The organism is Streptomyces sp. NPDC058195 (assembly GCF_042883525.1).
GTDB lineage: Bacteria > Actinomycetota > Actinomycetes > Streptomycetales > Streptomycetaceae > Streptomyces.
This window is the reverse complement of sequence record NZ_JBHVVM010000044.1, coordinates 1-25,013: the sequence shown is the minus strand read 5'-3', so window position 1 is coordinate 25,013 and position 25,013 is coordinate 1. Positions and strand designations below refer to the sequence as shown.

Below are 25,013 nucleotides of genomic sequence, written 5' to 3'. Positions count from 1 at the left end.
TTGGCATGCGTGCCTTCCTTGCATCCTCGATCGGTGTCGCCTGCGCGGCCGTTCTCGCCCTGCCGTCGGCCGTGCCCGCGGGCGCCGCCCCCGCCCTCCGTACCGTCCCAGCCTCCGCCCCCGCCGGGTCGGCCGGACCCGGCGGCGTGCCGGGCTCCACCCAGTCCCTGCCGCTGCGGGTCCTGCCGTCGCCGTCCGACCGGGTCGGCCACCGGTCCACCGTCCCCCAACAGGGGCTGCCCGAACGAGAGGTCAGCCCCTTCTCCCTGCTCGGCGTCGTCTGGAACGACGCGGACGCCGAACTCCGCGGCACCGTCCAGGTCCGCACCCGTGCCACCGGCACCGGCCGCTGGTCGCCCTGGCAGGACCTGGAGACGCACAACGCCGAGCACTCCGCCGACCCCGGCACCGCCGAACGTGACTCCGGCGCCGTCCGCGGCTCCACCGCCCCGCTCTGGGTCGGCGACTCGGACGCCGTCTCGGTCCGCGTACGCCCCGAGCCCCCGGACCCGCAGGACCGGACCGGCTCCGCCACACCGCTGCCCCGCGGACTGCACCTCGAACTCGTCGACCCCGGCAAGGACCCGCAGGCCGCCGCGAGAGACGCCGCGGCGGCCTGGCAGTCCGGCCAGGCCGGGCGCACCGGGCAGGCGGGCAGCACCGGGCAGGCGGCGCAGGCCGTCCGGCCGGTGCTGCCCGCCCTCGGCAAGGCCGCCTCCCAGGCACTGGGCGAGGCGCAAGCCGGACTCGCCCCGGGCGCCCGCCCGTACATCGGCCCCCGCCCCGGCATCGTCACCCGCAAGGGCTGGGGCGCCGACGAGAAGCTCAGGGAGCGCACCTTCGTCTACACCAGCACCGTCAAGGCCGCCTTCATCCACCACAGCGCCACCGGCAACAACTACACCTGCGCCCAGGCCCCCGCCGTACTGCGCGGCATCTACCGCTACCACGTCAAGAGCAGCGGCTGGCGGGACATCGGCTACAACTTCGCCGTCGACAAGTGCGGAAACATCTACGAAGGGCGGGCCGGAGGCGTGACCAAGGCCGTCCTCGGGGCCCACACCCTCGGCTTCAACAGCAACACCATGGGCATTGCCGTCCTCGGCACCTTCACCAGCTCGAACCCGCCCGCCGCCGCGGTGAGCGCCGTCGCGAAGCTCACCGCCTGGAAGCTCGGCCTGTTCGGCGCCAACCCGAAGGGCAAGGTCACCCTCGTCTCCGGCGGCAGCAACAAGTACAAGAAGGGACGCAAGGTCAGCCTCAACGTCATCTCCGGCCACCGGGACGGCTACACAACCGAATGCCCCGGAGCGCGTCTCTACAACAAGCTCGGCTCGGCCCGGAGCAGCTCCGCCCACCTCCAGGGCCGCTGACCCGGCACCGCTGCGGGCCGCGGCCCGGACACCACCGGACGGGCTGCATACACTGGCCAGCCGAAATCCCGGCCGGGCCCCAGCAGGAAGCAGAGTCAGCACGGTGACAGAGGCAAGAGAAGCGATCCTCCTGGTCGGCGGAAAGGGAACCCGGCTGCGCCCGCTCACGGTGCACACGCCCAAACCCATGATCCCGGCGGCGGGCGTTCCCTTCCTCTCGCACCAGCTGGCGCGCGCCCGTGCCGCCGGGGTCGAGCACATCGTGCTCGCGACGTCGTACCTGGCGGAGGTCTTCGAGCCGTACTTCGGTGACGGTTCGTCGTTCGGCCTCCACATCGAGTACGTCACCGAGCACGAACCGCTCGGCACCGGCGGGGCGATACGCAACGTCGCGTCCCGGCTGGCCGCGGGCCCCGGCGAACCGGTGCTCGTCTTCAACGGAGACATCCTCACCGGCCTGGACATCCGGGCACTGGCCGCCGCGCACACCGACTCCGGCGCCGACGTCTCCCTCCACCTCACCCGGGTCGAGGACCCGCGCGCCTTCGGCCTGGTCCCGACGGACGACAGCGGCCGGGTCACCGCGTTCCTGGAGAAGCCCGGAACGCCCGAGGAGATCGTCACCGACCAGATCAACGCCGGGGCGTACGTCTTCCGCCGGTCGGTCATCGACACCATCCCGGCCGGCCGCCCGGTCTCCGTCGAACGGGAGACCTTCCCCGGACTGCTCGCCGCCGGGGCCCACCTCCAGGGCATGGTCGACTCCACGTACTGGCTGGACCTCGGCACCCCGCAGGCCTTCGTCCGCGGCTCCGCCGACCTGGTGCTGGGCCGCGCCCCGTCCCCGGCCGTCCCCGGCCGGTGCGGGGACCGGCTCGTGCTGCCGACCGCCTCCGTCGCCCCCGACGCGAAGATCAGCGGCGGCACGGTGATCGGGGAAGGCGCCCTGGTCGGCGCGGAAGCCCGGATCGACGGCTCGGCCATACTGGCCGGTGCGGTCGTCGGACCCGGCGCCGTGATCAAGGACTCGCTGGTCGGGGCCGGTGCCCGGATCGGCAGCCGTACGGTGCTCAGCGGCGCGGTCGTCGGGGACGGCGCCCGGATCGGCGCCGACAACGAACTGCGCGACGGCATCCGCGTCTGGTGCGGGGCGGTCCTCCCGGACGCGGCGGTGCGCTTCTCCTCCGACGCGTAGGCACGAAGAGCACCCCGCGGCATACCCTCGACGGACACGCCCGGCGGCCACGACGACCGGCCGGCGGCGACGGTCTGCGGACCGACGACCGACCGGCGACAACCGATGACCCACCGGCGACCGCCCCCGACCGGCCGACGGCAACAGACGACCGACCGGCGGCAGCCGACGACCGACCGCCCCCGACCGGCGACGACCTACGACCGAGGAACCCGACCGTGGCAGGACGATTCACCCCCCGCAGCGCTCCCCGCGCGGCCGTCCCGCCCCAGGCGGCGCCCCCCGCGACGGACGCGCTGACCCGGGACTGGGCCCCGCCCGGCCCGCTCGACCTGCGCCTGGTCCTCGGCCCGCTGCGCCGCGGCCCCGCCGACCCCACGTACCGCATGACCGGGGACGGCGCGTTCTGGCGGGCCAGCCGCACCCCCGAGGGCCCCGGCACCCTCCGCGTCACCGAGCGGGGCGGCCGGATCGAGGCGGTGGCCTGGGGCCCCGGCGCGCCCTGGATGCTGGACCGGCTCCCCACGCTGCTCGGCGCGGACGACGACCCGGACGCCTTCCGCCCGCGCCACCGGCTGCTCGCCCTCACCCACCACCGCCGCCCCGGTCTGCGCCTGCTGCGCACCGGGCTGGTCATGGAATCGCTGATCCCGTCGATCCTGGAGCAGAAGGTCACGACGGACGAGGCGTACCGCGCCTGGCGGCTCCTGGTCCGGACGCACGGCACCCCCGCGCCCGGCCCCACGGACCACGCCCCGTTCGCCGCGCTGGGCCTGTACGTCATGCCGGACGCCCGCACCTGGTCCATGATCCCGTCCTGGGAGTGGCACCGGGCGGGCGTCGACGCCAAGCGCTCGGGCACGATCCTGCGCGCGGTACGGGTGGCCCGGCGGCTGGAGGAGGCGGCGGCCATGGAGCTGCCGCAGGCCGCGGCCCGGCTGGAGCTCGTCCCGGGCATCGGCCCCTGGACCTCCGCCGAGACCCTTCAGCGCTCGAACGGCGCCGCCGACGCCGTCACCGTCGGAGACATCCATCTCCCCGGCATCATCGGCCACGCCCTCGCCGACCGCAGGGACGCCGACGACACGGAGATGCTCGCCCTGCTCGCCCCCTACGAGGGCCAGCGCCACCGGGCCACCCGCCTCGTCCTGCTCTCCGGCCGCACCCCGCCCCGCCGCGCCCCGCGCATGCCCCGGGGCGACATCGCGAGCCTGTGACCGCCCGCCCCGGGACCGCCCCGGACCCGGGCCCGCGTCTCAGCGGACCGTGAGGAAGTCCTCCGCGTCCCGCCCCGGCCGGTCCGCGGCCGGAGCCGCCGGATGCCCCACCGCCACCGCACCGAGCGGATCCCACGCCTCCGGCAGGTCCAGCACCTCGCGCACCACGTCACGGCAGAACATCGTCGAGGACACCCACGCCGAGCCGAGCCGCTCGCCCGCCAGCGCCACCAGGAAGTTCTGCACCCCGGCCCCCGCCGCGACCACGAACATCTCGCGCTCCGCGGTGTCCCGCCGCGCGTCCCCGTAGGTGTGGCAGCCGTCCATCACCAGGCACGGCACCACCAGATACGGCGCCTGGCGCAGCACATCGCCGCGCCGCACCCGCTTCGCGATCGACTCCTCGCTCTTGCCGTCCCGGCGCAGATCGGCGATCCACGCCTCCCGCATCGCGTCGAGCAGCCGGGTCCGCGACCCCTCGGACTCCAGCAGGACGAACCGCCACGGCGTCGTGTGATGCGGCGCGGGCGCCGTCACCGCCGCCGCCACGGCCCGCCGCACCGCACCCGGGTCCACCGGACCGTCGGTGAACGCGCGCACCGTGCGCCGCAGGCTCACCGCCTCCCGCACCGCCTCCGACGTACCGAGCCGGAACATGTCGTCGGCCGCGCCCCGCACCAGCGCGCTCGCCCCGGCCGAATCCGCCGGGTCCAGCACCTGGCCGAGCCCGCGCACCACGGCCACCGGCAGCCCCGCGGCCTTGCCCTTGACCAGATCCCCGGCGGCGGCCAGTTCGTCGGCGGTGGCGACCACGGTGGCGCTCAGCGGATTGCCGTACGTGTCGGTGCCGCCGCGCAGATCGTCCAGCACCCGGATTCCGGCCGCCCCGATCGCCACATCGGTCAGCCCGCTGCGCCAGGGGCGTCCGAAGGTGTCCGTGACGACGACGCCGACCTCGACCCCGAGCGTCTCCCGCAGCCCGTCGCGGATCGCCCGCGCCGAGGCGTCGGGGTCCTCGGGAAGCAGCAGTACCGTCCCCGCCGGGGTGTTCGAGGCGTCGACGCCGGCCGCGGCCATGACCAGGCCCTGCCGGTTCTCCACGATCCGCAGCGTGCCGCGCCGCGCCACCACCCGCACCGTCTCGGCGTCGATCGCGGCCTCGCGGTCGGCCGCCTCGACGGTCCGGCCCTCCGCCTTGGAGACGATCTTCGACGTGACCAGCAGGACGTCGCCGTCGGCCAGCCGCGGCTCGGCGACGGCGATCAGCTTCGCCAGATCGTCCCCGGCCCGCACCTCGGGCATCCCGGGCAGCGCCCAGACCCGGTACGCGGGTGCCTCACCGGCGCCCGTGCCGACCGCCTCCGGGCCGCCGCCGGTGCTCACGCCCGTACCTCCTCGGCCAGGGCCAGCGCCTGACGGGCCATCTCGGCCGTCGCGTCGACATCGGTCATCATCAGCGGCACGGCGCGGCAGCGGATGCCCGCGGCCTCCACCCCGGCGACCGCCCCGGCGTCCACCGTGTCGACGAGCCAGCCGTCCAGCAGCCCGGAGCCGTAGTGCGCGGCCACGGCCGCGGCCGTGGACTCCACGCCCACCGCGGCGAGCACCTTGTCCGCCATGCCGCGCACCGGAGCGTCCCCGACGATGGGGGAGAGGCCGACGACCGGCACCCCGGCCTCGGCGATCGCCTCCCGGATCCCGGGCACGGCGAGGATCGTGCCCACCGAGACGACGGGGTTGGACGGCGGGAAGAGGATCACATCGGCCTCGGCGATCGCCTCCAGGACGCCCGGGGCGGGCTTGGCCTGCTCGGCGCCGACCGGCACGACGGCCCGCGCGTCGACCGAGGCGCGCAGCTTCACCCAGTACTCCTGGAAGTGGACGGCCCGGCGCTCGCCGTCCAAGTCGACCGCGACATGGGTCTCGACCCGGTCGTCGGACATCGGCAGCAGCCGGACGCCCGGCTTCCAGCGCGCGCAGAGCGCCTCGGTGACGGCGCTCAGCGGGTAGCCCGCGCCGAGCATCTGGGTACGGACGATGTGCGTCGCGAAGTCGCGGTCGCCGAGCCCGAACCATTCGGGGCCCACGCCGTACGCCGCGAGCTCGTCCTTGACGTGGAAGCTCTCGTCCGTACGGCCCCAGCCCTGCTCCTCGTTGATGCCGCCGCCGAGGGTGTACATCACGGTGTCGAGGTCGGGGCAGACCTTCAGCCCGAACAGATGGATGTCGTCGCCGGTGTTGCCGATCACCGTGATGTCCGCGTCGGGCGCGGCCTGCTTGAGGCCGCGCAGGAAACGAGCACCACCGATACCGCCGGCCAGAACCACAATGCGCATGCGGACAGTCTGTCAGGCGCCACCGGCCGTCGTGGCCGTGGTGTCAGGCGGTCACGGCGTCCGCCGCCGCCGAGGCGCACCGCGCGGAGTGCATCGGCATTTCGGTGAGCCCCGGGTAGTAGATGTGCAGGCTCACGGCCGGTTCGAGCGCGTCGTTGACGACCTCGTGCACATAGCCGGGCGCGAAGACCCGCTGCGCCCCGGGGGCCAGGGAACGGACGGCGCGCCCGGTGCGCTCGGTCAGCCGGCCGTCCAGGACGGTCAGCACTCCGCAGGACGGCCCGTGGTCGTGGCGTCCGCTGCCCTGACCAGGCACCCAGCTGAGCAGCCAGAGCTCGTAGCCGGGCCCGGTGTCCAGCCGGTGATACCAGCGGCTGGCGGTGTCGTACCGGACGAGCGGCTCCCAGCGGGCGCGGTCGGCGGCGACGGAGCGGGCGAGCCCGGCGAACTCCGCCACGGTCACGGGGTGCTCGCGGGCGGGCCGCAGGAGGTGCTGGACCTCAAGGAGGTCGCCGGCGATCTGGAGGTCGCTGTCGCTGTTCATGGATGCGGTGATTCCTCGGCATGGGGGGCGTGTGCGGGGCGCGGGGACCACGGCGCCGACCGCGCGGGGAGCGCGGAGGGAGGGGCGGAAGCCCTGCGCGAGGGTGCGGAGAGAGTGCTGCGGGAGGGGCCGGATCAGGACCGGGGCCCGGGGGCATCAACAGCTGTGACAGCTGGAACAGCAACAGCGAATCCGGGCAGCGGTGCGGAACCCACGGACGTGGGCGGCGTACATCGCGGCGGTCGCTGGCATGCGTCGAGGGTGACCGGCCGGATCGGCCGCTGTCAACCTGATGCCCGGATTGCCGGGCATGGGTTCACCTGTCCGGTTGCCCCGGCCGCAGAAAGGTTCATTCGGTCGCGGCGGCGGAGGCGGGGCGCATCGACCGCGCCCCGAACGTTCTTGAGGCCCCGTGACCCGAATGTGATCCTGATCGCTTCGGTGATCGAATCGAAACATCGAGGCGGTTTCGCTCGTCTCACTGGGTGAGAAGCGGGGGCGGGGAAGGGGCAGTGGCATATGTCAGGTTTTTGGTTATATGCACACTTTCCGCCTAGGTTTGGTTCCGCAGGGTGAATACCCGGGCCAATAGCAGAACCTCGCTTGACTGGTCTGGAGCTACACACTTGTAATTTCACTCGTGTCGTTCGGCCGCGATCAGTAACGGCTGCATCACGGGGACGCAAGAGACAGACGAGGGGCGCACATGACCGAGCTGTTCCAGCAACTGCTGGTCGAGGACGCGGACGAGGAGCTCGGCTGGCAGGAGCGCGCACTGTGCGCCCAGACCGACCCCGAGTCCTTCTTTCCCGAGAAGGGCGGATCGACCCGCGAGGCCAAGAAGGTCTGCCTCGCCTGTGAGGTCCGGTCCGAATGCCTTGAATACGCCCTGTCCAACGATGAACGCTTCGGGATCTGGGGCGGCCTGTCGGAGCGCGAACGGCGCCGCCTGAAGAAGGCCGCCGTATGAGACGGGTCACCCTCTAGTACCGGCCGCCCTCCCGTGACGGCCACCGCCCGGCTCCCGTACCGACCACGGCCCGCCCCTGCACCCCGCCCGCAGGTGACGGGCCGTCGCCGTACCCGCACACCGCTCCGGCACCGCCCCGTTCCCGCGCTCGGCGCCACCCGGGTGATCCGTACCGTTAGTGTGGGGCCCCGTCCGAGACGCGCCAACGCCCCGCCAGGGCGCGCGCGTACACCGAGCAGCCCCCGGGGAGACGCCCCCGGATCCGGCCGGAGGGCCCGTACCTCGATGTCCGTGCACAGCCAATCGGCGGCGCCGTACGCGGCCGCCACCGCCCCCGAGTTCCCCCGGCACGTCGTCACCGCCGTGCTCGTCTCCCACGACGGCGCGCGCTGGCTGCCCGACGCACTCGCCGGGCTGCTGGGACAGGAACGACCCGTACAGAACGCCGTCGCCGCCGACACCGGCAGCGCCGACGACTCCGCGCGGCTGGTCACCGAGGCGCTCGGCGCCGACCGCGTCCTGCACCTCGCACGCCGCACGAGCTTCGGCACCGCCGTCGACGAGGCGACCCGCACGGCTGGCGTCCTCACCCCCGAGGACCTGCCGTACCTGAAGCGGCCCAGCGGCTGGGATCCCGTCACCAGGGCCTGGCGCGACGACGCCTACGAGATGCCCGAACTGCCGCACGGCGAACCCGTGCAGTGGCTCTGGCTGCTCCACGACGACTGCGCCCCCGCGCCCGACGCCCTGGCCGAACTCCTGCGCGTCGTCGAGAACGACCCGCACGCCGCGATCGTCGGCCCCAAGCTCCGCGGCTGGTACGACCGCAAGCAGCTGCTGGAGGTCGGCGTCTCCATCGCCAACAGCGGCCGCCGCTGGACCGGCCTCGACCGCCGCGAACAGGACCAGGGCCAGCACGACCAGGTCCGCACCGTGCTCTCCGTCTCCACCGCGGGCATGCTGATCCGCCGTGACGTCTGGGAGGAGCTCGGCGGCTTCGACCGCGGGCTCCCCCTGATGCGTGACGACGTCGACCTGTGCTGGCGCGCGCACGTCGCCGGACACCGGGTGCTCATCGCCCCCGACGCCGTCCTGCGCCACGCCGAGGCCGCCGCCCGCGAACGCCGCCCCATCGACTGCGCCGGGCGCTCCGTCACCTCCCCGCACCGCGTCGACAAGGCCGGTGCCGCCTACACGATGCTCGTCAACGCCCGCGCCAAGGTGCTGCCCTGGGTGCTGCTCAGACTCGTCGTCGGCACCCTGCTGCGCACCCTCGCCTACCTCGTCGGCAAGGTCCCCGGCCAGGCACTCGACGAGGTCGCCGGACTCTTCGGCACCCTGCTGCGCCCCGGCCGCGTCCTCACCGCCCGGCGGGCCCGCGGCAAGGGCGCCGTCGACCAGGCCGAGCTGCGCGGTCTCTTCCCGCCGCCCGGCGCGACCGTCCGCGCCACCTTCGAGCAGGTCGCCGGAAACCTCGGCAGCGGCTCCGACGCCGACACCGGCTCCCGGCACGGCGCCGTCGAGTCGGGCCCCGGCGGCGACGACGCGGACTTCCTGGAGATCGAGCAGTTCGCCCGGCTCAAGCGGATCGGCCGCAAACCGGGCCCGGTGCTCTTCGCCGTACTCCTCCTCGTCTCGCTCGTCGCCTGCCGCGACCTCCTCGGCGGCGGGGCGCTGACCGGCGGCGCACTGCTGCCCGCCCCCGCCGACGCCTCCGCCCTGTGGGACCGGTACGCGGACGCCTGGCACGCCGTCAACACCGGCGGCACCCAGACCGCACCGCCCTACCTCGCCGTCCTCGCGGCCCTGTCCGCGCTCTTCCTCGGCTCGACCGGCTTCGCGCTCACGCTGCTGCTGGTCTGCTCCGTACCGCTCGCCGGGCTCACCGCGTACTTCGCCTCCCGGCCGCTGCTCCCCTCGCGGCTCCTGCGCGCCTGGGCGAGCATCGCGTACGCCTTCCTGCCCGCCGCGACCGGCGCCCTGGCGACCGGGCGGCTCGGCACCGCGGTCCTGGCCGTGCTGCTCCCGCTGATCGCCCGCGCCGCCGTCTCCGCGCACGGCCTGCGGGCCGCCAAGGGGGCCCGCGGCAGCTGGCGCGCCACCTGGGCGTACACCCTGCTCCTCACCTTCACGATGGCGTTCACGCCGATCGTCTGGCCGCTCGCCGTGGTCCTCGGCCTCGCCGTCCTCGCCCTGCGCCGCGACGACATCACCGCCTACGGGCTCCGCTTCCTGGCCGTGGCCGGCACCCCGCTGCTCGTCCTCGCGCCCTGGTCGCTCTCGCTGCTCACCGAGCCGTCCCGCTTCTTCACGGAAGCGGGACTGGACATCGGTACGGGCGCGGCCTCCGCGCTCGACCTGCTCGGCATCAGCCCCGGCGGTCCCAAGGCCGCGGGCGGGGTGCTGCTGCTCGGCATCGTGCTGGCCGCGCTGGCCGCGCTGCTGCGCGGAGAGCGGCAGTTCGCGGTCCGCACCGCCTGGGCGGTCGCGCTGGTGGCCCTGGCCTTCGCGGCCCTGGCCAACGGATCGCACTGGGCCGGGCCCGCCACGCTCGTCTACGGTGCCGCGCTGATCTCCGCCGCGCTCGTCGGCGCGGACGGCGCCCGCATCCGCGTCGCCGAGCTGAGCTTCGGCTGGCGCCAGCCGGTCGCCGCGCTGATCGCCCTCGCCGCCGGGCTCGCCCCCGTGCTGGCCGCCGCGGGCTGGATGATCGGCGGCGCCGACGGACCGCTGGAGCGCCGCGACCCGGTCCAGGTGCCCGCCTTCGTGGCCGAGGAGAGCGCCACCCGTGACCAGCCGCGCACCCTGGTCCTCGGCGGCACCTCGCCCGGCACCGTCGCGTACACCCTGGTCCGGGGCTCCGGCGGTCAGCTCGGCGACGCCGAACTGACCGAGGCGGGCGGCAGCAACAGCCACCTCGACAAGGTCGTCGCCAACCTGGTCGCGGGCTCCGGAGCCGACCAGGGCAGCCAGCTCAGCGGCTTCGCGATCCGGTACGTCCTGGTCCGCGACGGCGCTCCCAAGGAGATGAGCCGGGTCCTGGACGCGACCCCCGGGCTCAGCCGGCTCAGCCAGCTGGACGGCAGCGCGCTGTGGCGGGTGGAGCGCCAGGTCGCCCGCGTCATGATCGTCCCGTCCGGCACCGGCGGCGAGCACCTGCCCGTCGGCTCCCTCGCCGTCGAGGCGCACACCAGGATCCCGGCGGGCGGCTCCGGCCGGGTGCTGCGGATCGCGGACACCGCCGACTCCGGCTGGAAGGCCACGCTGAACGGCCGGGCGCTGACGCCGAAGACCGTCGACGGCTGGGCCCAGGGCTTCGAGCTGCCCGCCGAGGGCGGCACGCTGGACCTCACGTACGACACCCCGTTCACCCACACCGCCTGGATCTGGACGCAGGCCGCGTTCGCCGTCGTCCTGCTGGTGCTGGCCCTGCCGGGCCGCCGCCGGGAGATCGACGACGACCTGCCCGAGGAGACCGCCCCCGTTCCCGCGGAGCCGGTCGCGGGCGAGGGGCGCCGGGCCCGCAGGCTGCGCGCCGCCGCCGAGGCGGAGGCCGCGACCGGCGCCGAACCGGCCGGGGACCAGGCGGAGGCGTACATCCCGGCCCAGCAGGCGCAGGACTACCCGCCCGCCGGACCCCAGCCGCAGCCGGAGCACCAGGCTGAGCACCCGCCTGAGCCCCAGGCGCAGCAGCACGGCGGTGACGGGCCGGACGACTACGCGCAGATCCCGCAGCAGCAGCAGCCGTACGGCACCTGGGAAACCCCGCAGTACCAGGACACCGGCTACCCGCAGCCGTACCAGGGCGAGCCGTACCAGCCCGAGCAGCCGTACCAGCCCGAGCAGCCGTACCAGGCCGAGCAGCCGTACCCGTACGGCACCGCGCAGGACCACCTCGCCGCCGACCCGTACGGGCAGCAGGGCACCCAGTCCTACGACCCCTACGGCTACCCGGCCGCCCCCCAGGGCTACGACCCGCAGGACCCGTACGGGCAGCAGGGCGCCCCGCAGGCCCCGTACGACCCGCAGGTCCCCCAGCCGCACGACGAGAACCCGACCCCGGGCCAGAACCCGTGGCCGACCGGCAACGCATCGCGAGGCGAGTCCGAGTGAAGTCCCCCAGCATGTCCCTCATCGCGGGCGCCGCCGCCCTTGCCGCCGTCACCGCCTTCGCCGCGCTCACCGCACCCGGCGGCACCGCGGACGCGGCCCCGGCGAAGGCCGCCGCCCGGCTCCCGGTCGAGCGGACCAGCCTGGTCTGCCCGTCCCCCGGCCTCTCGCCGCTCTCGGAGACGACGTACACCTCCGTCGTCCCGGCGGGCGGCGGCGACGGCCCGGCCGGCACGGCCGAACTGCTCAAGTCCACCGCGGCCGACCCCGACGAGGGCAAGAAGGGCGACGGCAAGGACAAGGAGAAGAAGAAGGACGACCCCGGCAAGCCGGTCCTCGCGCTCAAGGAGCCCGGCAAGCCGGTCACCGCGGAGGCGGCCGGTGCCAGCACCCCCGCCCTGGTCGGCACCGCCACCGGCCGCCTGGCCCCCGGCTGGACCGCCCAGCAGACCACCGTGGTCGAGGCGGGCAACGGCCGCGGCCTCCTCGGCGTCAGCTGCACGGCGCCCGACACCAGCTTCTGGTTCCCGGCCGCGAGCACCGCGAAGTCCCGCGAGGACTACGTCCACCTGACCAATCCGGACGACACCGCCGCGGTCGCCGACATCGAGCTGTACGGCCCGGAGGGCTCCCTCAAGTCCGATGTCGGCGAGGGCATCACGGTGCCCGCCCGCTCCAGCGTGCCGGTCCTGATCTCCACGCTGACCAGCCAGGCCACCGACGACGTCACCGTGCACGTCACCACCCGCACCGGACGCGTCGGCGCCGTCGTCAGGGCCGCGGACGAGACGGCCGGAAGCGACTGGCTGTCCGCCTCCACCAACCCGACGGGCACCCTGGTGCTCCCCGGTATCCCCAAGGACGCCACCTCCGTCCGCCTGGTGGTCTTCGCGCCCGGCGACGACGACGCCGACCTGAAGGTGCGGCTGCTCGGCCAGACCGGCGCCATCTCCCCGGTCGGCCACGAGTCCGTCCACGTCAAGTCGCGGATGACCGCGAGCGTCGACCTGAAGGACATCACCAAGGGCCAGCCGGGATCCCTGCTCCTGGTCCCCGTCCAGAGCGGGAAGAACACCCCGGTGGTCGCCGCCCTGCGCGTGGTCCGCGGCACCGGCGACAAGCAGGAGGTCGGCTACATCCCGGCCACCGCCCCGGTGGGCGCGCGGGCGACCGTGGCCGACAACCGGGACAAGGGCTCGGTCCTCTCGCTCACCGCGCCGACGGCCGACGCCACCGTGAAGGTCACCGCGTCGGCGGGCAGCAAGGGCGGCGAACAGGCCGTCAAGAAGTACACCGTCAAGGCCGGTACGACACTGGAGGTCGACCCGCCCGTACCGTCCGGTCTCAAGGGCGCCTACGCGCTGACGGTCGAGACGGAGTCCGGCGGCCCGGTGCACGCCTCCCGCACGCTGACCCTCCCGCAGGGCGGGGTGCGGATGTTCACCGTGCAGACCCTCCCCGACGACCGGGGCACGGTCGAGGTACCGGCCGCCCGGCAGGACCTCTCGGTCCTCGACGACTAGGGTCTTTCGTTTGGATCAGGCTGGATCAGGGAGCGGGGGCTGGTGCGTGCAGCTGCAAGGCGGAGGAAGGAGCCGACGCGGAGCGTCGGTGACTGACGACAACGCGGCAGATGTGCGTGCCGGCCCCCGCGAGCCCGGCATGATCCAAACGAGAGGCCCTAGAGCCGCGCGAGAGGGGCGGGACCGGCACGTCCGGCCCGCCCCTCTGCCGTACCCGGCTACTCCTGGCCGTACCGCGGGTCGACCGACTCCGGGGCCAGCCCCATCAGTTCCGCGACCTGCTCCACCACGACCTCGTGGACGAGCAGGGCACGCTCCTCGCGGTTCTTGGCGCGGATCTCGACCGGCCGCCGGTAGACCACGATCTGCGCGGGCCGGTCCTTCGCCGCGGAGAGCGACTGCCCCAGCGGCACGGACTCCTCCTGCGTGACCGGCACGTCGAGCACCACGAAGTCGACATCGGCCAGCTGCGGCCAGCGCCGTTCCAGCCGCTCCACCGAGTCCTGCACCAGATCGCGGAAGCTCTCCGCCCTGCTGACCGAGAGCGGCACCTGGGGCGGGGCGACGGGCCCCCGCATACCGCGGCCGTGACGGTCGCGGTGGCGCGGGCGCGGCTCAGGCGGGAGGGGCGGTACGGGGCTGTCCATCACTGACGCAGGGTAACCCTCCGCGCGGGCCGAGGGGGCGGGACCGGCCCAGGGCAACGGCATGTCCAATCCTGAACAATCCGGCCAACCAGGGGCTCGTTTCCAGCCCCGCTCCTGATCGCTGATCTCATGCTGCATGACGGCTTTCGCAGGGAACGGAGACCGGCTTCCTGGCTGGTCGGGCCGGTGATTCCCCGCCTCTTCGCAGGTCAGGAGAACTGTCCGGAAGGCGCTTGCCCGGGGCCTGACGGGGCGACACAGCGGGGTGACCTGGGGGAGGGTCGTCGCAGCCCGCTCAAGAGTGCGGTAACGTCCAATATCGTGAGCCCTGTACGTCGCTGTTCGCGCACCGCGTGCGGCCGCCCTGCCGTCGCGACACTGACGTACGTCTATGCCGACTCGACTGCGGTCCTCGGCCCGCTCGCCACCTACGCCGAGCCCCACTGCTACGACCTCTGCGCCGAGCACAGTGAGCGGCTGACGGCCCCACGTGGCTGGGAGGTCGTCCGGCTCACCGACCCCTCCGTTCCCACCCGCCCCAGCGGCGATGATCTCGAAGCGCTCGCCAACGCCGTACGCGAAGCGGCGCGTCCGCAGGAGCGCCCGGCCGACACCCGTGGCATGGGCCCGCACGCCGCCGATCCGATGGAGGTCGCGCGCCGCGGCCACCTGCGGGTGCTGCGTTCCCCCGACTCCTGACCCCGGGCCCCGGCCCCTGGCGTTCCGGCCCCTGGCGTTCCGGCCCTCGGTTCTTCCGGCCTGTCACCTCCTGGTACCTCCCTGAGCACGGTGTATGTGAACGCACCGGTAGGTTGGGCGGACCGCAGAAACCTCAGGAGGACCGGCCCGTGGCTGCTGATCTGGCGCAGATCGTGAAGGCGTACGACGTGCGCGGAGTGGTGCCCGACCAATGGGACGAGGCGCTCGCCGAGCAGTTCGGGGCGGCGTTCGCCGAGGTGCTGGGCGCGGACGCGATCGTGATCGGCCATGACATGCGCCCCTCCTCGCCCGGCCTTTCGGGGGCCTTCGCCCGGGGAGCCGCCGCCCGCGGCGCGGACGTCACCCTCATCGGCCTCTGCTCGACCGACCAGCTCTACTTCGCCTCGGGCAGCCTGGGCCTCCCCGGCGCGATGTTCACCGCCTCGCACAACCCGGCGCGGTACAACGGCATCAAGCTCTGCGGGCCGGGCGCCGCGCCCATCGGCCAGGACACCGGGCTGCTGGAGATCCGCGCCCTGGTCGAGAAGTGGTCCGGGACAGCTGCCCCGCAACCGGTCGCCACCCCCGGCACCGTCACCGAACGCGACACGCTCGCCGACTACGCGGCCCATCTGCTGTCCCTGGTCGACCTGACGTCCGTACGCCCGCTGAAGGTCGTCGTCGACGCGGGCAACGGCATGGGAGGCCACACCGTCCCCACCGTCTTCGCCGGGCTGCCCGTCGACCTCGTACCGATGTACTTCGAGCTCGACGGCACCTTCCCGAACCACGAGGCCAACCCCCTCGACCCGAAGAACCTCGTCGACCTCCAGGCCCGCGTCGTCGCCGAGGGCGCCGACCTCGGCCTCGCCTTCGACGGCGACGCGGACCGCTGCTTCGTCGTCGACGAGCGGGGCCAGGGCGTCTCCCCGTCCGCGATCACCGCCCTGGTAGCCGCCCGCGAACTGGCCCGCAACGGCGGCAAGGGCACCGTCATCCACAACCTGATCACCTCCCACTCGGTCCCCGAGGTCGTCCGGGAGCATGGCGGCACCCCGGTCCGCACCCGCGTCGGACACTCCTTCATCAAGGCGGAGATGGCCGAGCACGGCGCGATCTTCGGCGGCGAGCACTCCGCGCACTACTACTTCCGCGACTTCTGGAACGCCGACACGGGCATGCTGGCCGCCCTCCACGTCCTGGTCGCCCTCGGCGGACAGCCGGGCCCCCTCTCCGCACTGGTCGCCCGGTACGACCGCTACACCGGCTCCGGCGAGATCAACTCCACCGTCGCCGACCAGCAGGCCCGCACCGCCGCCGTACGCGCCGCCTACGCGCCCCGCGACGGCGTCACCACCGACGAGCTGGACGGCCTGACGGTCACCGGCCCCGACTGGTGGTTCAACCTCCGGCCCTCCAACACCGAACCCCTGCTCCGGCTGAACGTCGAGGCCCGCGACGAACCGACGATGACGGCGGTACGGGACGACGTGCTGGCCCTGGTCCGCGCCGGGTCCTGACGCCCCGGGGGTGTCCTCCGGGCACCCCCGCCCCGCCCCGCACCCCCCGCCCCGCGGCGGTAGGCTGACGTGGCCCGATCCGTTGCCCGAAGGGAACCGACCATGCCGCTCGAAGCCGGCCTCCTGGAGATCCTCGCCTGCCCGGCCTGTCACTCTCCGCTCGACGACCGGACGGCGGCCGACACCCCCGAGCTGGTCTGCACCGGCGACGGCTGCGGGCTGGCCTACCCGGTACGGGACGGCATCCCCGTCCTCCTCGTCGACGAGGCCCGCCGCCCCGCGTAACGGAGCCCGTACCCCGCACGGTGGCAGCACGTGATCGGAGGACCCTCCCCATGCTCGACGAGTCACTGCTCGACGCCCCAGAGGCCCTGGCGCGGGCCGACCGCCGCGGCCTGCTCCGCGGCGCCGCCGAGGCCGGGGCCCGGGTCCGTACCGCCGCCCGGAACGCCACCGAGGCCGGGATCGCCGCGTTGACCCCGGAGGGCCGCCCCCGCGCCGTACTCGTCGCGGGGTCCGGCACCGCCGCCTCCGGCGTCGCCGACCTGATCGCCGCCCTGGCCGGTGCCTCCGCGCCCGTCAGCCGCATCCACCCCACCGGGGTGGCCCCCGCCGCGGGCGCGATGCGCTGGGCGCTGCCCGGCTGGGCCGGGGCCATGGACCTGCTGCTGATCGTCACGGCGGACGGCTCCGAGCCCGGCCTCGCCCTCCTCGCCGAACAGGCGTACCGCCGGGGCAGCAGCGTCGTCGCCGTCGCCCCGAGCCGGTCACCGCTGCGCGAGACGATCGACGGGGCGCGCGGACTCCTCGTACCGATGGCCACCGCCCCGCACGGCGAGTACGACGCCGAGACCTCGGCCGCGGGCCCCGGCACCCTCTGGGCGCTGTTCACCCCGCTGCTCGCTCTGCTGGACCGGGTCGGCCTGCTCACCGCCTCCGCCGAGGAGCTGCAGCGCGTCGCCGACCGCCTGGACCGGACGGCGGAACGCTGCGGCCCGGCCATCGCCACCTACGGCAACCCGGCCAAGACCCTCGCGGCCGAGCTCGCCGACAGCCTTCCCCTCATCTGGACGGAGGGCGCCGCCGCCCCGGTCGGCCGCAGGTTCGCCGCCGTCCTGGCCGAGCTGGCCGGCCGCCCGGCCCTCGCCGCTGAACTGCCCGAGGCGCTCCCCGCCCACGGCACCCTGCTGGCGGGCCGCCTCGCCGCGGCCGCCGACCCGGACGACTTCTTCCGCGACCGGGTCGACGAGCCGGACCCGCTGCACGTCCGCGTCGTCCTGCTCCGCGACCGCCCCACCGGCGGACTGAGCGCGGCCCCCGCCGCCCGCGAACTGGCCCTGGGCCACGACACCGCGATCAGCGAACTCGAACCCGAGGAGGGCACCGGGCTCGAAGCCCTCGCCGAGCTGCTCGCGGTCACCGACTTCGCCGCCGTCTACCTCGCACTCGCCTCCGCGACCGACGCCTGACACCTGCGGGCCCCCGCGCCGACGCCTGACTCCTGCACCCTCCACACCAGGACCCGCAGACCCACCCCGCGCACCCGCCAGTGCCACGGCTTCCGCTCCACGCACTTCACAAGGACGAACACCATGGACCGGCTCGTCAACACCGTGCGCCCGTACGCCTGGGGCTCCACCACCGCGATCCCCGGACTGCTCGGCACCGCCCCCACCGGTGAACCCCAGGCCGAGATGTGGATGGGCGCCCACCCCGGCGCCCCCTCGCTCCTCACCCGCCCGACGGCCGGCCCGCCCGCTAGCACCGGAACCGGCCCCCGGCAGTCCCTCACCGACGTCATCGCGGCCGACCCCGAGCGGGAACTGGGCCGGGCCACCGTCGAGAAGTTCGGCCCCCGCCTGCCCTTCCTCCTCAAGCTCCTCGCGGCCGGGGCCCCGCTCTCCCTCCAGGTCCACCCCGACCCCGCCCAGGCCCGGCGGGGATACGAGGACGAGGAGCGCCGGTCCGTCCCGGTCGACGCCCCGCACCGCACGTACCGGGACGCCCACCACAAGCCAGAGCTGATCTGCGCGCTCACCCCCTTCACCGGCCTGTGCGGCTTCCGCCGCCCCGCCGAGTCGGCCGAGGTGATGTCCGCCCTGGGCGTCGACGCCCTGAAGCCGTACGCCGACCTGCTCGGCGCCCGCCCCGAGGAGGCCGCCCTGCGCGAGGTCCTCACCGCGATCCTCGGCGCCGACCCCGCGGAGACGGCCGTGACGGTGCACCGGGCCGCCGCGGCCGCCGAGCGCCTCGGCGGCCCGTACGCCCCGTACGCCCGGATCGCCCACCACTTCCCCGGCGACCCCGGCGTCCTCGCCGCGATGCTGCTGAACTACGTGGAACTCCGGCCCGGCGAGGCCCTGTTCCTCGGCGCGGGCGTGCCGCACGCCTACCTCTCCGGCCTCGGCGTCGAGATCATGGCCAGCTCGGACAACGTGCTGCGCTGCGGACTCACGCCCAAGCACATCGACGTACCCGAGCTGCTGCGCATCGTCCGCTTCGAGGCGGCCGAGCCCGGCATCCTGCGCCCCGAGGCCGCCGCCTCCGGCGAGGAGCTGTACGAGACGCCCGTCGACGAGTTCCGGCTCTCCCGCTACGGACTCAGCCCCGGCGCGGCCCCCGTCGACCTGACCCGCGGCACCCCGCAGATCCTGCTCTGCACCGCGGGCACCGTGAAGGCGGGCCCGCTGGACCTCACCCCCGGCACCTCCGCCTTCGTACCCTCGGGCGAAATGGTCGAAGTATCCGGTACGGGAACCCTGTTCCGTGCCACAGTGGTGGCCTGACGCATCACCCGTCCCGACTGCTGCAACAATGTCCGGCCGTAACGCGGCGCCGAGGGCGCGGCACCAACGAAGGGACACCAGGCACCGATGAGTGCGTCAGGCGGAACCAAGGCGATCGTGGCGGCACTGGGCGCCAACCTCGCGATCGCGGTGGCCAAATTCGTGGCGTTCCTGTTCAGCGGTTCGTCGTCGATGCTCGCGGAGAGCGTCCACTCGGTCGCCGACTCCGGCAATCAGGGCCTCCTGCTGCTCGGGGCCAAGAAGGCCCGCCGCGAAGCCACCCCCCAGCACCCCTTCGGCTACGGCCGCGAGCGGTACATCTACGCGTTCCTCGTCTCCATCGTCCTCTTCTCGGTCGGTGGCATGTTCGCGGTCTACGAGGGCTACGAGAAGATCAAGAACCCGCACGAGATCGAGGCCTGGTACTGGCCGGTCGGCGTGCTCGTCTTCGCGATCATCGCCGAGGGCTTCTCCTTCCGCACGGCCATCAAGGAGTCCAACGCGACCCGCGGTTCGCTGTCCTGGCGGGAGTTCATCCGCCGGGCCAAGGCCCCCGAGCTCCCCGTCGTCCTCCTGGAGGACTTCGGCGCGCTGATCGGTCTGGTGCTCGCCCTCGGGGGCGTCGGCCTCTCCCTCGCGACCGGCGACGGTGTCTGGGACGGCATCGGCACCCTCTGCATCGGCGTCCTGCTGATCATCATCGCGATCGTGCTCGCCGCCGAGACGAAGTCCCTCCTGCTCGGCGAGGCCGCCGGTACCGACGAGGTCGAGAAGATCAAGGCCGCGGTCGTCGACGGCGACACCGTCACCCGCGTCATCCACATGCGTACGCTCCACCTCGGTCCGGAGGAGCTGCTCGTCGCCGCCAAGATCGCGGTCCAGCACGACGACACGGCCACCGAGGTGGCCAACGCCATCAACGCCGCCGAGAACCGCATCCGCGAGGCCGTCCCGATCGCCCGGGTCATCTACCTGGAACCGGATATCTACAGCGAGTCCGCCGCCGCGGCGGGCGTCAACCCCGCCAAGGCCCCGGGCGGCACTCCCGGCACCGATCCGAAGCCCCCGGCCGACTCCGGCCACTGAGATCCCCGGCCCTTCCCGGCCCCGCCCCTCTCCGGCCGGTACCGGCCGCTTTCCGCCGTTTCCGGCCGCCCCTGGCCCCGGGCGGACTGGGAGCGGACCGGCCGACCGGTGTAGATTCGACGGCAGTGTCAGACGTCGCTGCTGATGGCGGTCGATCGGTCCGAACGCTCGGACCGGCCGAGGGAGAGAGGGCCTCCGACGGACTGCGCTGCGAGCGTCCCGGGCATTCGTGTGCCCGCCGCCGCAGAGCCATCCGTGCCCGCCTCGACCCCATTACGAGGAGCAGCCCGTTATGACGACGGTCGCCAACCGACAGGACTTCAAGGTCGCCGACCTCTCCCTCGCGGCTTTCGGTCGCAAGGAGATCACCCTCGCCGAGCACGAGATGCCCGGCCTGATGTCCATCCGCAAGGAGTACGCCGCCACGCAGCCGCTGGCCGGTGCCCGGATCACCGGCTCGCTGCACATGACGGTGCAGACGGCCGTGCTGATCGAGACCCTGGTCGCCCTCGGCGCCGAGGTCCGCTGGGCCTCCTGCAACATCTTCTCCACCCAGGACCACGCCGCCGCGGCCATCGCCGTCGGCCCGAACGGCACCCCGGACGCCCCGGCGGGCCTCCCGGTCTTCGCCTGGAAGGGCGAGACGCTGGAGGAGTACTGGTGGTGCACGGAGCAGGCCCTGACCTGGCCGAACAGCCCCACCGGCGGCCCGAACATGATCCTCGACGACGGTGGTGACGCCACCCTCCTCGTCCACAAGGGCGTCGAGTTCGAGAAGGCCGGTGCCGCCCCGGACCCGTCGACCGCGGACAGCGAGGAGTACGCCCAGATCCTCACGCTGCTCAACCGCACCCTCGGCGAGTCCCCGCAGAAGTGGACGCGGCTGGCATCCGAGATCCGCGGTGTCACCGAGGAGACCACGACCGGTGTGCACCGTCTGTACGAGATGCACCGCGACGGCACCCTCCTCTTCCCGGCGATCAACGTCAACGACGCCGTCACCAAGTCCAAGTTCGACAACAAGTACGGCTGCCGCCACTCGCTGATCGACGGCATCAACCGCGCCACGGACGTCCTGATCGGCGGCAAGACCGCCGTCGTCTGCGGCTACGGCGACGTGGGCAAGGGCTGCGCGGAGTCCCTGCGCGGCCAGGGCGCCCGGGTCATCGTCACGGAGATCGACCCGATCTGCGCCCTGCAGGCGGCGATGGACGGCTACCAGGTCGCCACGCTCGACGATGTCGTCGGCCAGGCCGACATCTTCGTCACCACCACGGGCAACAAGGACATCATCATGGCCTCCGACATGGCCAAGATGAAGCACCAGGCCATCGTCGGGAACATCGGCCACTTCGACAACGAGATCGACATGGCCGGTCTCGCCCAGATCGAGGGCATCGTCAAGGACGAGGTCAAGCCGCAGGTCCACACCTGGACCTTCCCCGATGGCAAGGTCCTCATCGTGCTCTCCGAGGGCCGCCTGCTGAACCTGGGCAACGCCACCGGCCACCCCTCGTTCGTCATGTCCAACTCGTTCGCGGACCAGACCCTGGCCCAGATCGAGCTGTTCACCAAGCCCGCGGAGTACCCGACCGACGTCTACGTGCTGCCCAAGCACCTGGACGAGAAGGTCGCCCGCCTCCACCTCGACGCCCTCGGCGTGAAGCTCACGACGCTCCGCCCCGAGCAGGCCGCGTACATCGGCGTCGAGATCGACGGCCCGTACAAGCCCGACCACTACCGCTACTGATCCCGACCCCGTCGTCGGCGACCGCACCCGCCACCACACGCCGGTGACGACCGGCCCGACGGACGGAACGGCTCCAGCGGCTACGAAAGCAGGCCCCCGCACCCCCGTGCCGGGGGCCTGCTCCCGTCCCGCGCCCGCTCAGCCCGAGGAACCCCGAAGGACCCCATGCCCCGCGGCCGATATTCGCTCCACGATCTCCACGATCACACCCCCCTCGGTGAAGAGCACTTCCACTGCGCGCCCGGCCCCTCCGGCTGGCGCTACCTCTCCCGGACCACCACTCCTTCCGGCGACCACCTCGGCTCCCTCGACCTCACCCTCGACGATCTCGGCCGCCCCATCCGCCTCGAACTGCACACCGCGAGCTGGCAGGTCCGCGGCGCCGCCCTCGACGGCGTCACCTGGGTCCGTGCCGACCCGGCCGGCACCCACGCCACCGAAGGCAACGTCCGCGCCCACGCCTTCACCGGCACCTCGCCCGCATTCCTCGTCGCCACCGCACGACTGCTGCGCCTCACCCCCGATTCCCCCGCGACGCGCGTCCGCCTGGTCGCCTTCACCGACCCGGTCCTCGCACCCCGCACCGTCGACCAGTCCTGGGCCCTGGTGAACAGTGAAACGCACACCACTGACAACGGCCCCCTGACCGTGGACGAATACCAGGTCAGCGCCCTGGACACCGGCGAGCAGCACACCATCCACCTCGCCGGTGACGTGGTTCTCGCGGCCCCGGGCGTCGAACTCGAAGACCTGGACTCCCCGCCCTCCCCGCGTTAGGCAGGCGGCACGAACCCCGTAGCGGCAGGTGGCACCGTTCCACCTTCCATCGCCCCACCAGCAGTACCCCCCACCACCGGAACCTCTCCCTTCGCCGGCCCCCCGGCCACCCCAGGGCCCCCGCCCGCCACCGGAACCTCTCCCTTCGCTGGACCTCCGGCCCCCTCAGGGCCCCCGCCCACCACCGGCGCTCCGCCCACGGGCAGTTCCCCGGCTCGCTGTCCCCCCACCCCCGCCGAACCGTTCCGCGCGGCGGCGTACGCCCGCTGGGCCTCCCGCGTCTGCCGCTCGTTCACGACCGCCGCCAGATACGCCCAGGCAGGCACCCCCTCCGGCACCGGAGCCCCGGTCCGTCCCGCCAGTTCCCCGGCCAGCCGCTCCGCCATCGCCTGCCCCACCCGCGCATCCAGCTGATGCACGCGGGTCAGGCACTGCCGTACGGCCAGCCACGTGGAGTCCGGCACCGCCGACAGATCGAGCCCCGCGAACCGGCCGACCAGCCACGGCGGAGGAGGCGGCACGAACGCCGCCCGCCCCGCGGGCAGCCGCTCCCGTACGACCAGCGTCCCCGCGAACACGTCACCAAGACGCCGCCCCCGCTCCGACACCAGCGAGGCGACACACGCGACGGCCCCCAGGGTCATCAGGATCTCGACGAACCCCACGGCCCCGCGCACCAGCGCGTGCCGGAAGCGGATCGGCCCCCCGTCGTCCCGCACCACCCGCAGCCCGCACGCCAGCTTCCCCAACGAGCGCCCGTGGCTGAGCGTCTCCACCGCCACAGGCCCGCCCACCAGCACCAACAGGAAGGAGGCCACCGACACCGCCGCGAGCGCCGCCTCGTCCAGCGTCGCCGTCGAGACCGCCAGCCCGACCGACACCAGGACGAACGCCACCCCCACCACCACGAGGTCGATGACCACCGCCAGAGCCCGGCTCGGCAGCTTCGCCGGCCGCAACCCCAGAACGACCGCGTCCCCCGTCACCAGCTCGCTCATCGCCGCCCCCCCCGCCCTTCGCCGAACGTCCCTGCCCCTCGGGGCCTCAGTCTGCCAAGCTGACCCGCAGCGCGCCGCCGCAGTACGCACCCGTACGCACCACGCATGGAAGCAGACGCCGACCATGGACCTCGATGTCTTCGTGACCGCCCACCGCGCCGAGTGGGACCGCCTGGACCATCTCCTGCGCCGCGGCCGTCGGCTCACCGGCACGGAGGCGGACGAACTCGTCGAGCTCTATCAGCGCACGGCCACCCATCTCTCCCTCCTCCAGTCCAGCGCCCCGGACCCACTGCTCGCGGCCCGTCTCACCCCGCTGGTGGCACGGGCCCGCGCCGCGGTCACGGGTACCCGCCGAGCCTCCTGGCGCGACGCCGTCCGCTTCCTCACCGCCGGATTCCCGGCCGCCGTCTACCGGGCCAGGTACTGGTGGATACCCACGGCCGTGCTCTCCACCGTGCTGGCGGCGGTCATCGGGTGGTGGATCGGCACACACCCCGAGGTCCAGTCGGCCATCGGCGCCCCGGACGACCTCCGCCGCATGACCAGTCCGGGCGGAGAGTACGAGAGCTACTACTCCAGCCATCCCGCGGCGTCGTTCGCCGCCCAGGTCTGGACGAACAACGCCCAGGCCGCGGCCATGTGCCTGGTCCTGGGAGCGTTCCTCGGAATCCCGGTGATCTGGATCCTCTTCACCAATGTGCTCAACCTCGGGGTGGGCATCGGCCTGATGTCCTCGGCCGGCCGGCTCGACACCTTCCTGGGCCTGATCCTCCCGCACGGCCTGCTCGAACTCACCGCGGTCTTCGTCGCCGCGGGTACGGGGCTCCGCCTCGGCTGGACGGTCATCGACCCGGGCCCCCGCACCCGGCGCGCGGCCCTCGCGGAACAGGGCCGGTCGGCGATCGGGATGGCCCTCGGACTCGCGCTGGTCCTCTTCGTCTCCGGTGTCATCGAAGGCTTCGTCACCCCCTCCGGCCTCCCGACCTGGGGACGCATCACCATCGGCATCGTGGCCGAGCTGGCCTTCCTCGCCTACGTGTACGTCCTGGGCGGCCGTGCCGCACGGGCTGGTGACGACGGCGACCTCGATCCCGCGGAACGCAGCGCCCAGCTCCCGGTAGCCGCCTGATGTGCGACCCACCCCGCTGACCTGCTAGTCTGCTCCTTGCCACAAAAGCCATTGACATGGCCGACGTGGGGAGGTAGATTTTACGGGTTGAGTCGAACTGGACAAGTTCGATCCCAACGGATAACGTCTACCTCGCTCTCGACGGGAATGAAATTTCCGCGGAGCCATTGATCCCTCACTTCACAACATGAAGCCGATTTTCCGGCCGAATGTTTCTGATAAAGTCGGATCAGCCGAAAGGCAAAGACCTTCCAACAGGTCACCGGAATTGAAATTCGGACCGGAAACGGAACGAAAAGAGTCTGGTAAGGTTGGAACCGCTGGAAAGGGAATCGCGGAAGCGAGGAACT

At 73.3% G+C, this 25,013-nt stretch carries 20 protein-coding genes; 15 read left to right on the top strand and 5 right to left on the bottom strand.

Translation table 11 applies throughout. The features are described 5' to 3' along the window. Window positions 1-5 precede the first annotated feature (5 nt). The 3 genes from ACFVWY_RS33625 to ACFVWY_RS33615 all read left to right on the top strand — a co-directional run bounded on the left by ACFVWY_RS33625 (window position 6) and on the right by ACFVWY_RS33615 (window position 3,785). On the top strand, window positions 6-1,373 hold the full coding sequence (locus tag ACFVWY_RS33625; protein ID WP_389878715.1) for a peptidoglycan recognition protein: 1,368 nt from the start codon (window positions 6-8) through the stop codon (window positions 1,371-1,373). 103 nt (window positions 1,374-1,476) lie between these two features. Next, window positions 1,477-2,568 carry a sugar phosphate nucleotidyltransferase gene (locus ACFVWY_RS33620; RefSeq protein ID WP_389878714.1) on the top strand — a complete coding sequence of 364 codons (1,092 nt, stop codon included), beginning with the start codon at window positions 1,477-1,479 and terminating at the stop codon, window positions 2,566-2,568. Window positions 2,569-2,786: 218 nt separating this feature from the next. Then, window positions 2,787-3,785 (top strand): DNA-3-methyladenine glycosylase family protein, encoded by a 999-nt coding sequence (locus ACFVWY_RS33615; RefSeq protein ID WP_389878713.1) that lies wholly within the window; start codon window positions 2,787-2,789, stop codon window positions 3,783-3,785. Window positions 3,786-3,824: 39 nt separating this feature from the next. Here ACFVWY_RS33615 and ACFVWY_RS33610 read toward each other — a convergent pair whose 3' ends face one another. From ACFVWY_RS33610 to ACFVWY_RS33600, 3 genes are read right to left on the bottom strand one after another with little or no spacing between them, the layout of a single operon-like run. Further along, window positions 3,825-5,168, bottom strand: coding sequence for a coenzyme F420-0:L-glutamate ligase (locus ACFVWY_RS33610; protein WP_389878712.1), 1,344 nt, complete (start codon window positions 5,166-5,168; stop codon window positions 3,825-3,827). Next, the gene (gene cofD, locus ACFVWY_RS33605) at window positions 5,165-6,121 is read right to left on the bottom strand and encodes a 2-phospho-L-lactate transferase (protein ID WP_389878711.1); all 957 of its coding nucleotides are present in this window, start codon (window positions 6,119-6,121) and stop codon (window positions 5,165-5,167) included. The genes ACFVWY_RS33610 and cofD overlap by 4 nt, the downstream gene beginning before the upstream one ends. Window positions 6,122-6,164: 43 nt before the next feature. Next, window positions 6,165-6,665 carry a cysteine dioxygenase gene (locus ACFVWY_RS33600; RefSeq protein ID WP_389878710.1) on the bottom strand — a complete coding sequence of 167 codons (501 nt, stop codon included), beginning with the start codon at window positions 6,663-6,665 and terminating at the stop codon, window positions 6,165-6,167. Between the two features lie 706 nt (window positions 6,666-7,371). On the opposite strand from ACFVWY_RS33600, the gene ACFVWY_RS33595 reads away from it, so the two are divergent. The 3 genes from ACFVWY_RS33595 (at window position 7,372) to ACFVWY_RS33585 (ending at window position 13,268) form a co-directional block, all read left to right on the top strand. Further along, window positions 7,372-7,635 carry a WhiB family transcriptional regulator gene (locus tag ACFVWY_RS33595; RefSeq protein ID WP_030927001.1) on the top strand — a complete coding sequence of 88 codons (264 nt, stop codon included), beginning with the start codon at window positions 7,372-7,374 and terminating at the stop codon, window positions 7,633-7,635. Between the two features lie 285 nt (window positions 7,636-7,920). Beyond that, complete coding sequence (locus ACFVWY_RS33590) at window positions 7,921-11,748, top strand: glycosyltransferase (protein ID WP_389878709.1); 3,828 nt, start codon at window positions 7,921-7,923, stop codon at window positions 11,746-11,748. After that, window positions 11,745-13,268: a DUF5719 family protein gene (locus tag ACFVWY_RS33585; RefSeq protein ID WP_389878708.1), complete on the top strand. Its 1,524-nt coding sequence runs from the start codon at window positions 11,745-11,747 to the stop codon at window positions 13,266-13,268. Before ACFVWY_RS33590 ends, ACFVWY_RS33585 begins: the two co-directional genes overlap by 4 nt. A 218-nt stretch (window positions 13,269-13,486) precedes the next feature. Here the strand turns inward: ACFVWY_RS33585 and ACFVWY_RS33580 are convergent, their stop codons facing one another. Beyond that, complete coding sequence (locus tag ACFVWY_RS33580; RefSeq protein WP_389878707.1) at window positions 13,487-13,915, bottom strand: metallopeptidase family protein; 429 nt, start codon at window positions 13,913-13,915, stop codon at window positions 13,487-13,489. Window positions 13,916-14,236: 321 nt separating this feature from the next. Here ACFVWY_RS33580 and ACFVWY_RS33575 point away from each other — a divergent pair, with 321 nt between their 5' ends. From ACFVWY_RS33575 to ACFVWY_RS33540, 8 genes are all read left to right on the top strand, one after another. Further along, window positions 14,237-14,614 carry a DUF3499 domain-containing protein gene (locus ACFVWY_RS33575; RefSeq protein ID WP_389878706.1) on the top strand — a complete coding sequence of 126 codons (378 nt, stop codon included), beginning with the start codon at window positions 14,237-14,239 and terminating at the stop codon, window positions 14,612-14,614. A gap of 149 nt (window positions 14,615-14,763) precedes the next feature. Further along, a complete protein-coding gene (locus ACFVWY_RS33570) occupies window positions 14,764-16,134 on the top strand; it encodes a phosphomannomutase/phosphoglucomutase (protein WP_389878705.1) in 1,371 nt (456 codons plus the stop codon). Between the two features lie 102 nt (window positions 16,135-16,236). After that, a complete protein-coding gene (locus tag ACFVWY_RS33565; RefSeq protein WP_389878704.1) occupies window positions 16,237-16,419 on the top strand; it encodes a Trm112 family protein in 183 nt (60 codons plus the stop codon). A gap of 50 nt (window positions 16,420-16,469) precedes the next feature. Then, window positions 16,470-17,603: an SIS domain-containing protein gene (locus ACFVWY_RS33560; RefSeq protein WP_389878703.1), complete on the top strand. Its 1,134-nt coding sequence runs from the start codon at window positions 16,470-16,472 to the stop codon at window positions 17,601-17,603. A gap of 123 nt (window positions 17,604-17,726) precedes the next feature. Next, a complete protein-coding gene (manA, locus tag ACFVWY_RS33555) occupies window positions 17,727-18,920 on the top strand; it encodes a mannose-6-phosphate isomerase, class I (RefSeq protein WP_389878702.1) in 1,194 nt (397 codons plus the stop codon). An 87-nt stretch (window positions 18,921-19,007) separates the two neighbouring features. Then, complete coding sequence (locus tag ACFVWY_RS33550) at window positions 19,008-20,006, top strand: cation diffusion facilitator family transporter (protein WP_389878701.1); 999 nt, start codon at window positions 19,008-19,010, stop codon at window positions 20,004-20,006. A gap of 292 nt (window positions 20,007-20,298) precedes the next feature. Further along, window positions 20,299-21,756, top strand: a complete 1,458-nt coding sequence (gene ahcY, locus ACFVWY_RS33545; protein ID WP_389878700.1) for an adenosylhomocysteinase — start codon at window positions 20,299-20,301, stop codon at window positions 21,754-21,756. Between the two features lie 165 nt (window positions 21,757-21,921). Beyond that, the gene (locus ACFVWY_RS33540) at window positions 21,922-22,533 is read left to right on the top strand and encodes a hypothetical protein (RefSeq protein WP_389878699.1); all 612 of its coding nucleotides are present in this window, start codon (window positions 21,922-21,924) and stop codon (window positions 22,531-22,533) included. Here the strand turns inward: ACFVWY_RS33540 and ACFVWY_RS33535 are convergent. Next, window positions 22,530-23,531 carry an RDD family protein gene (locus tag ACFVWY_RS33535; RefSeq protein WP_389878698.1) on the bottom strand — a complete coding sequence of 334 codons (1,002 nt, stop codon included), beginning with the start codon at window positions 23,529-23,531 and terminating at the stop codon, window positions 22,530-22,532. The two genes, ACFVWY_RS33540 and ACFVWY_RS33535, sit on opposite strands and share 4 nt — an antisense overlap. A gap of 124 nt (window positions 23,532-23,655) precedes the next feature. Here ACFVWY_RS33535 and ACFVWY_RS33530 point away from each other — a divergent pair, with 124 nt between their 5' ends. Then, on the top strand, window positions 23,656-24,663 hold the full coding sequence (locus tag ACFVWY_RS33530) for a stage II sporulation protein M (RefSeq protein WP_389878697.1): 1,008 nt from the start codon (window positions 23,656-23,658) through the stop codon (window positions 24,661-24,663). Window positions 24,664-25,013: the final 350 nt, after the last annotated feature.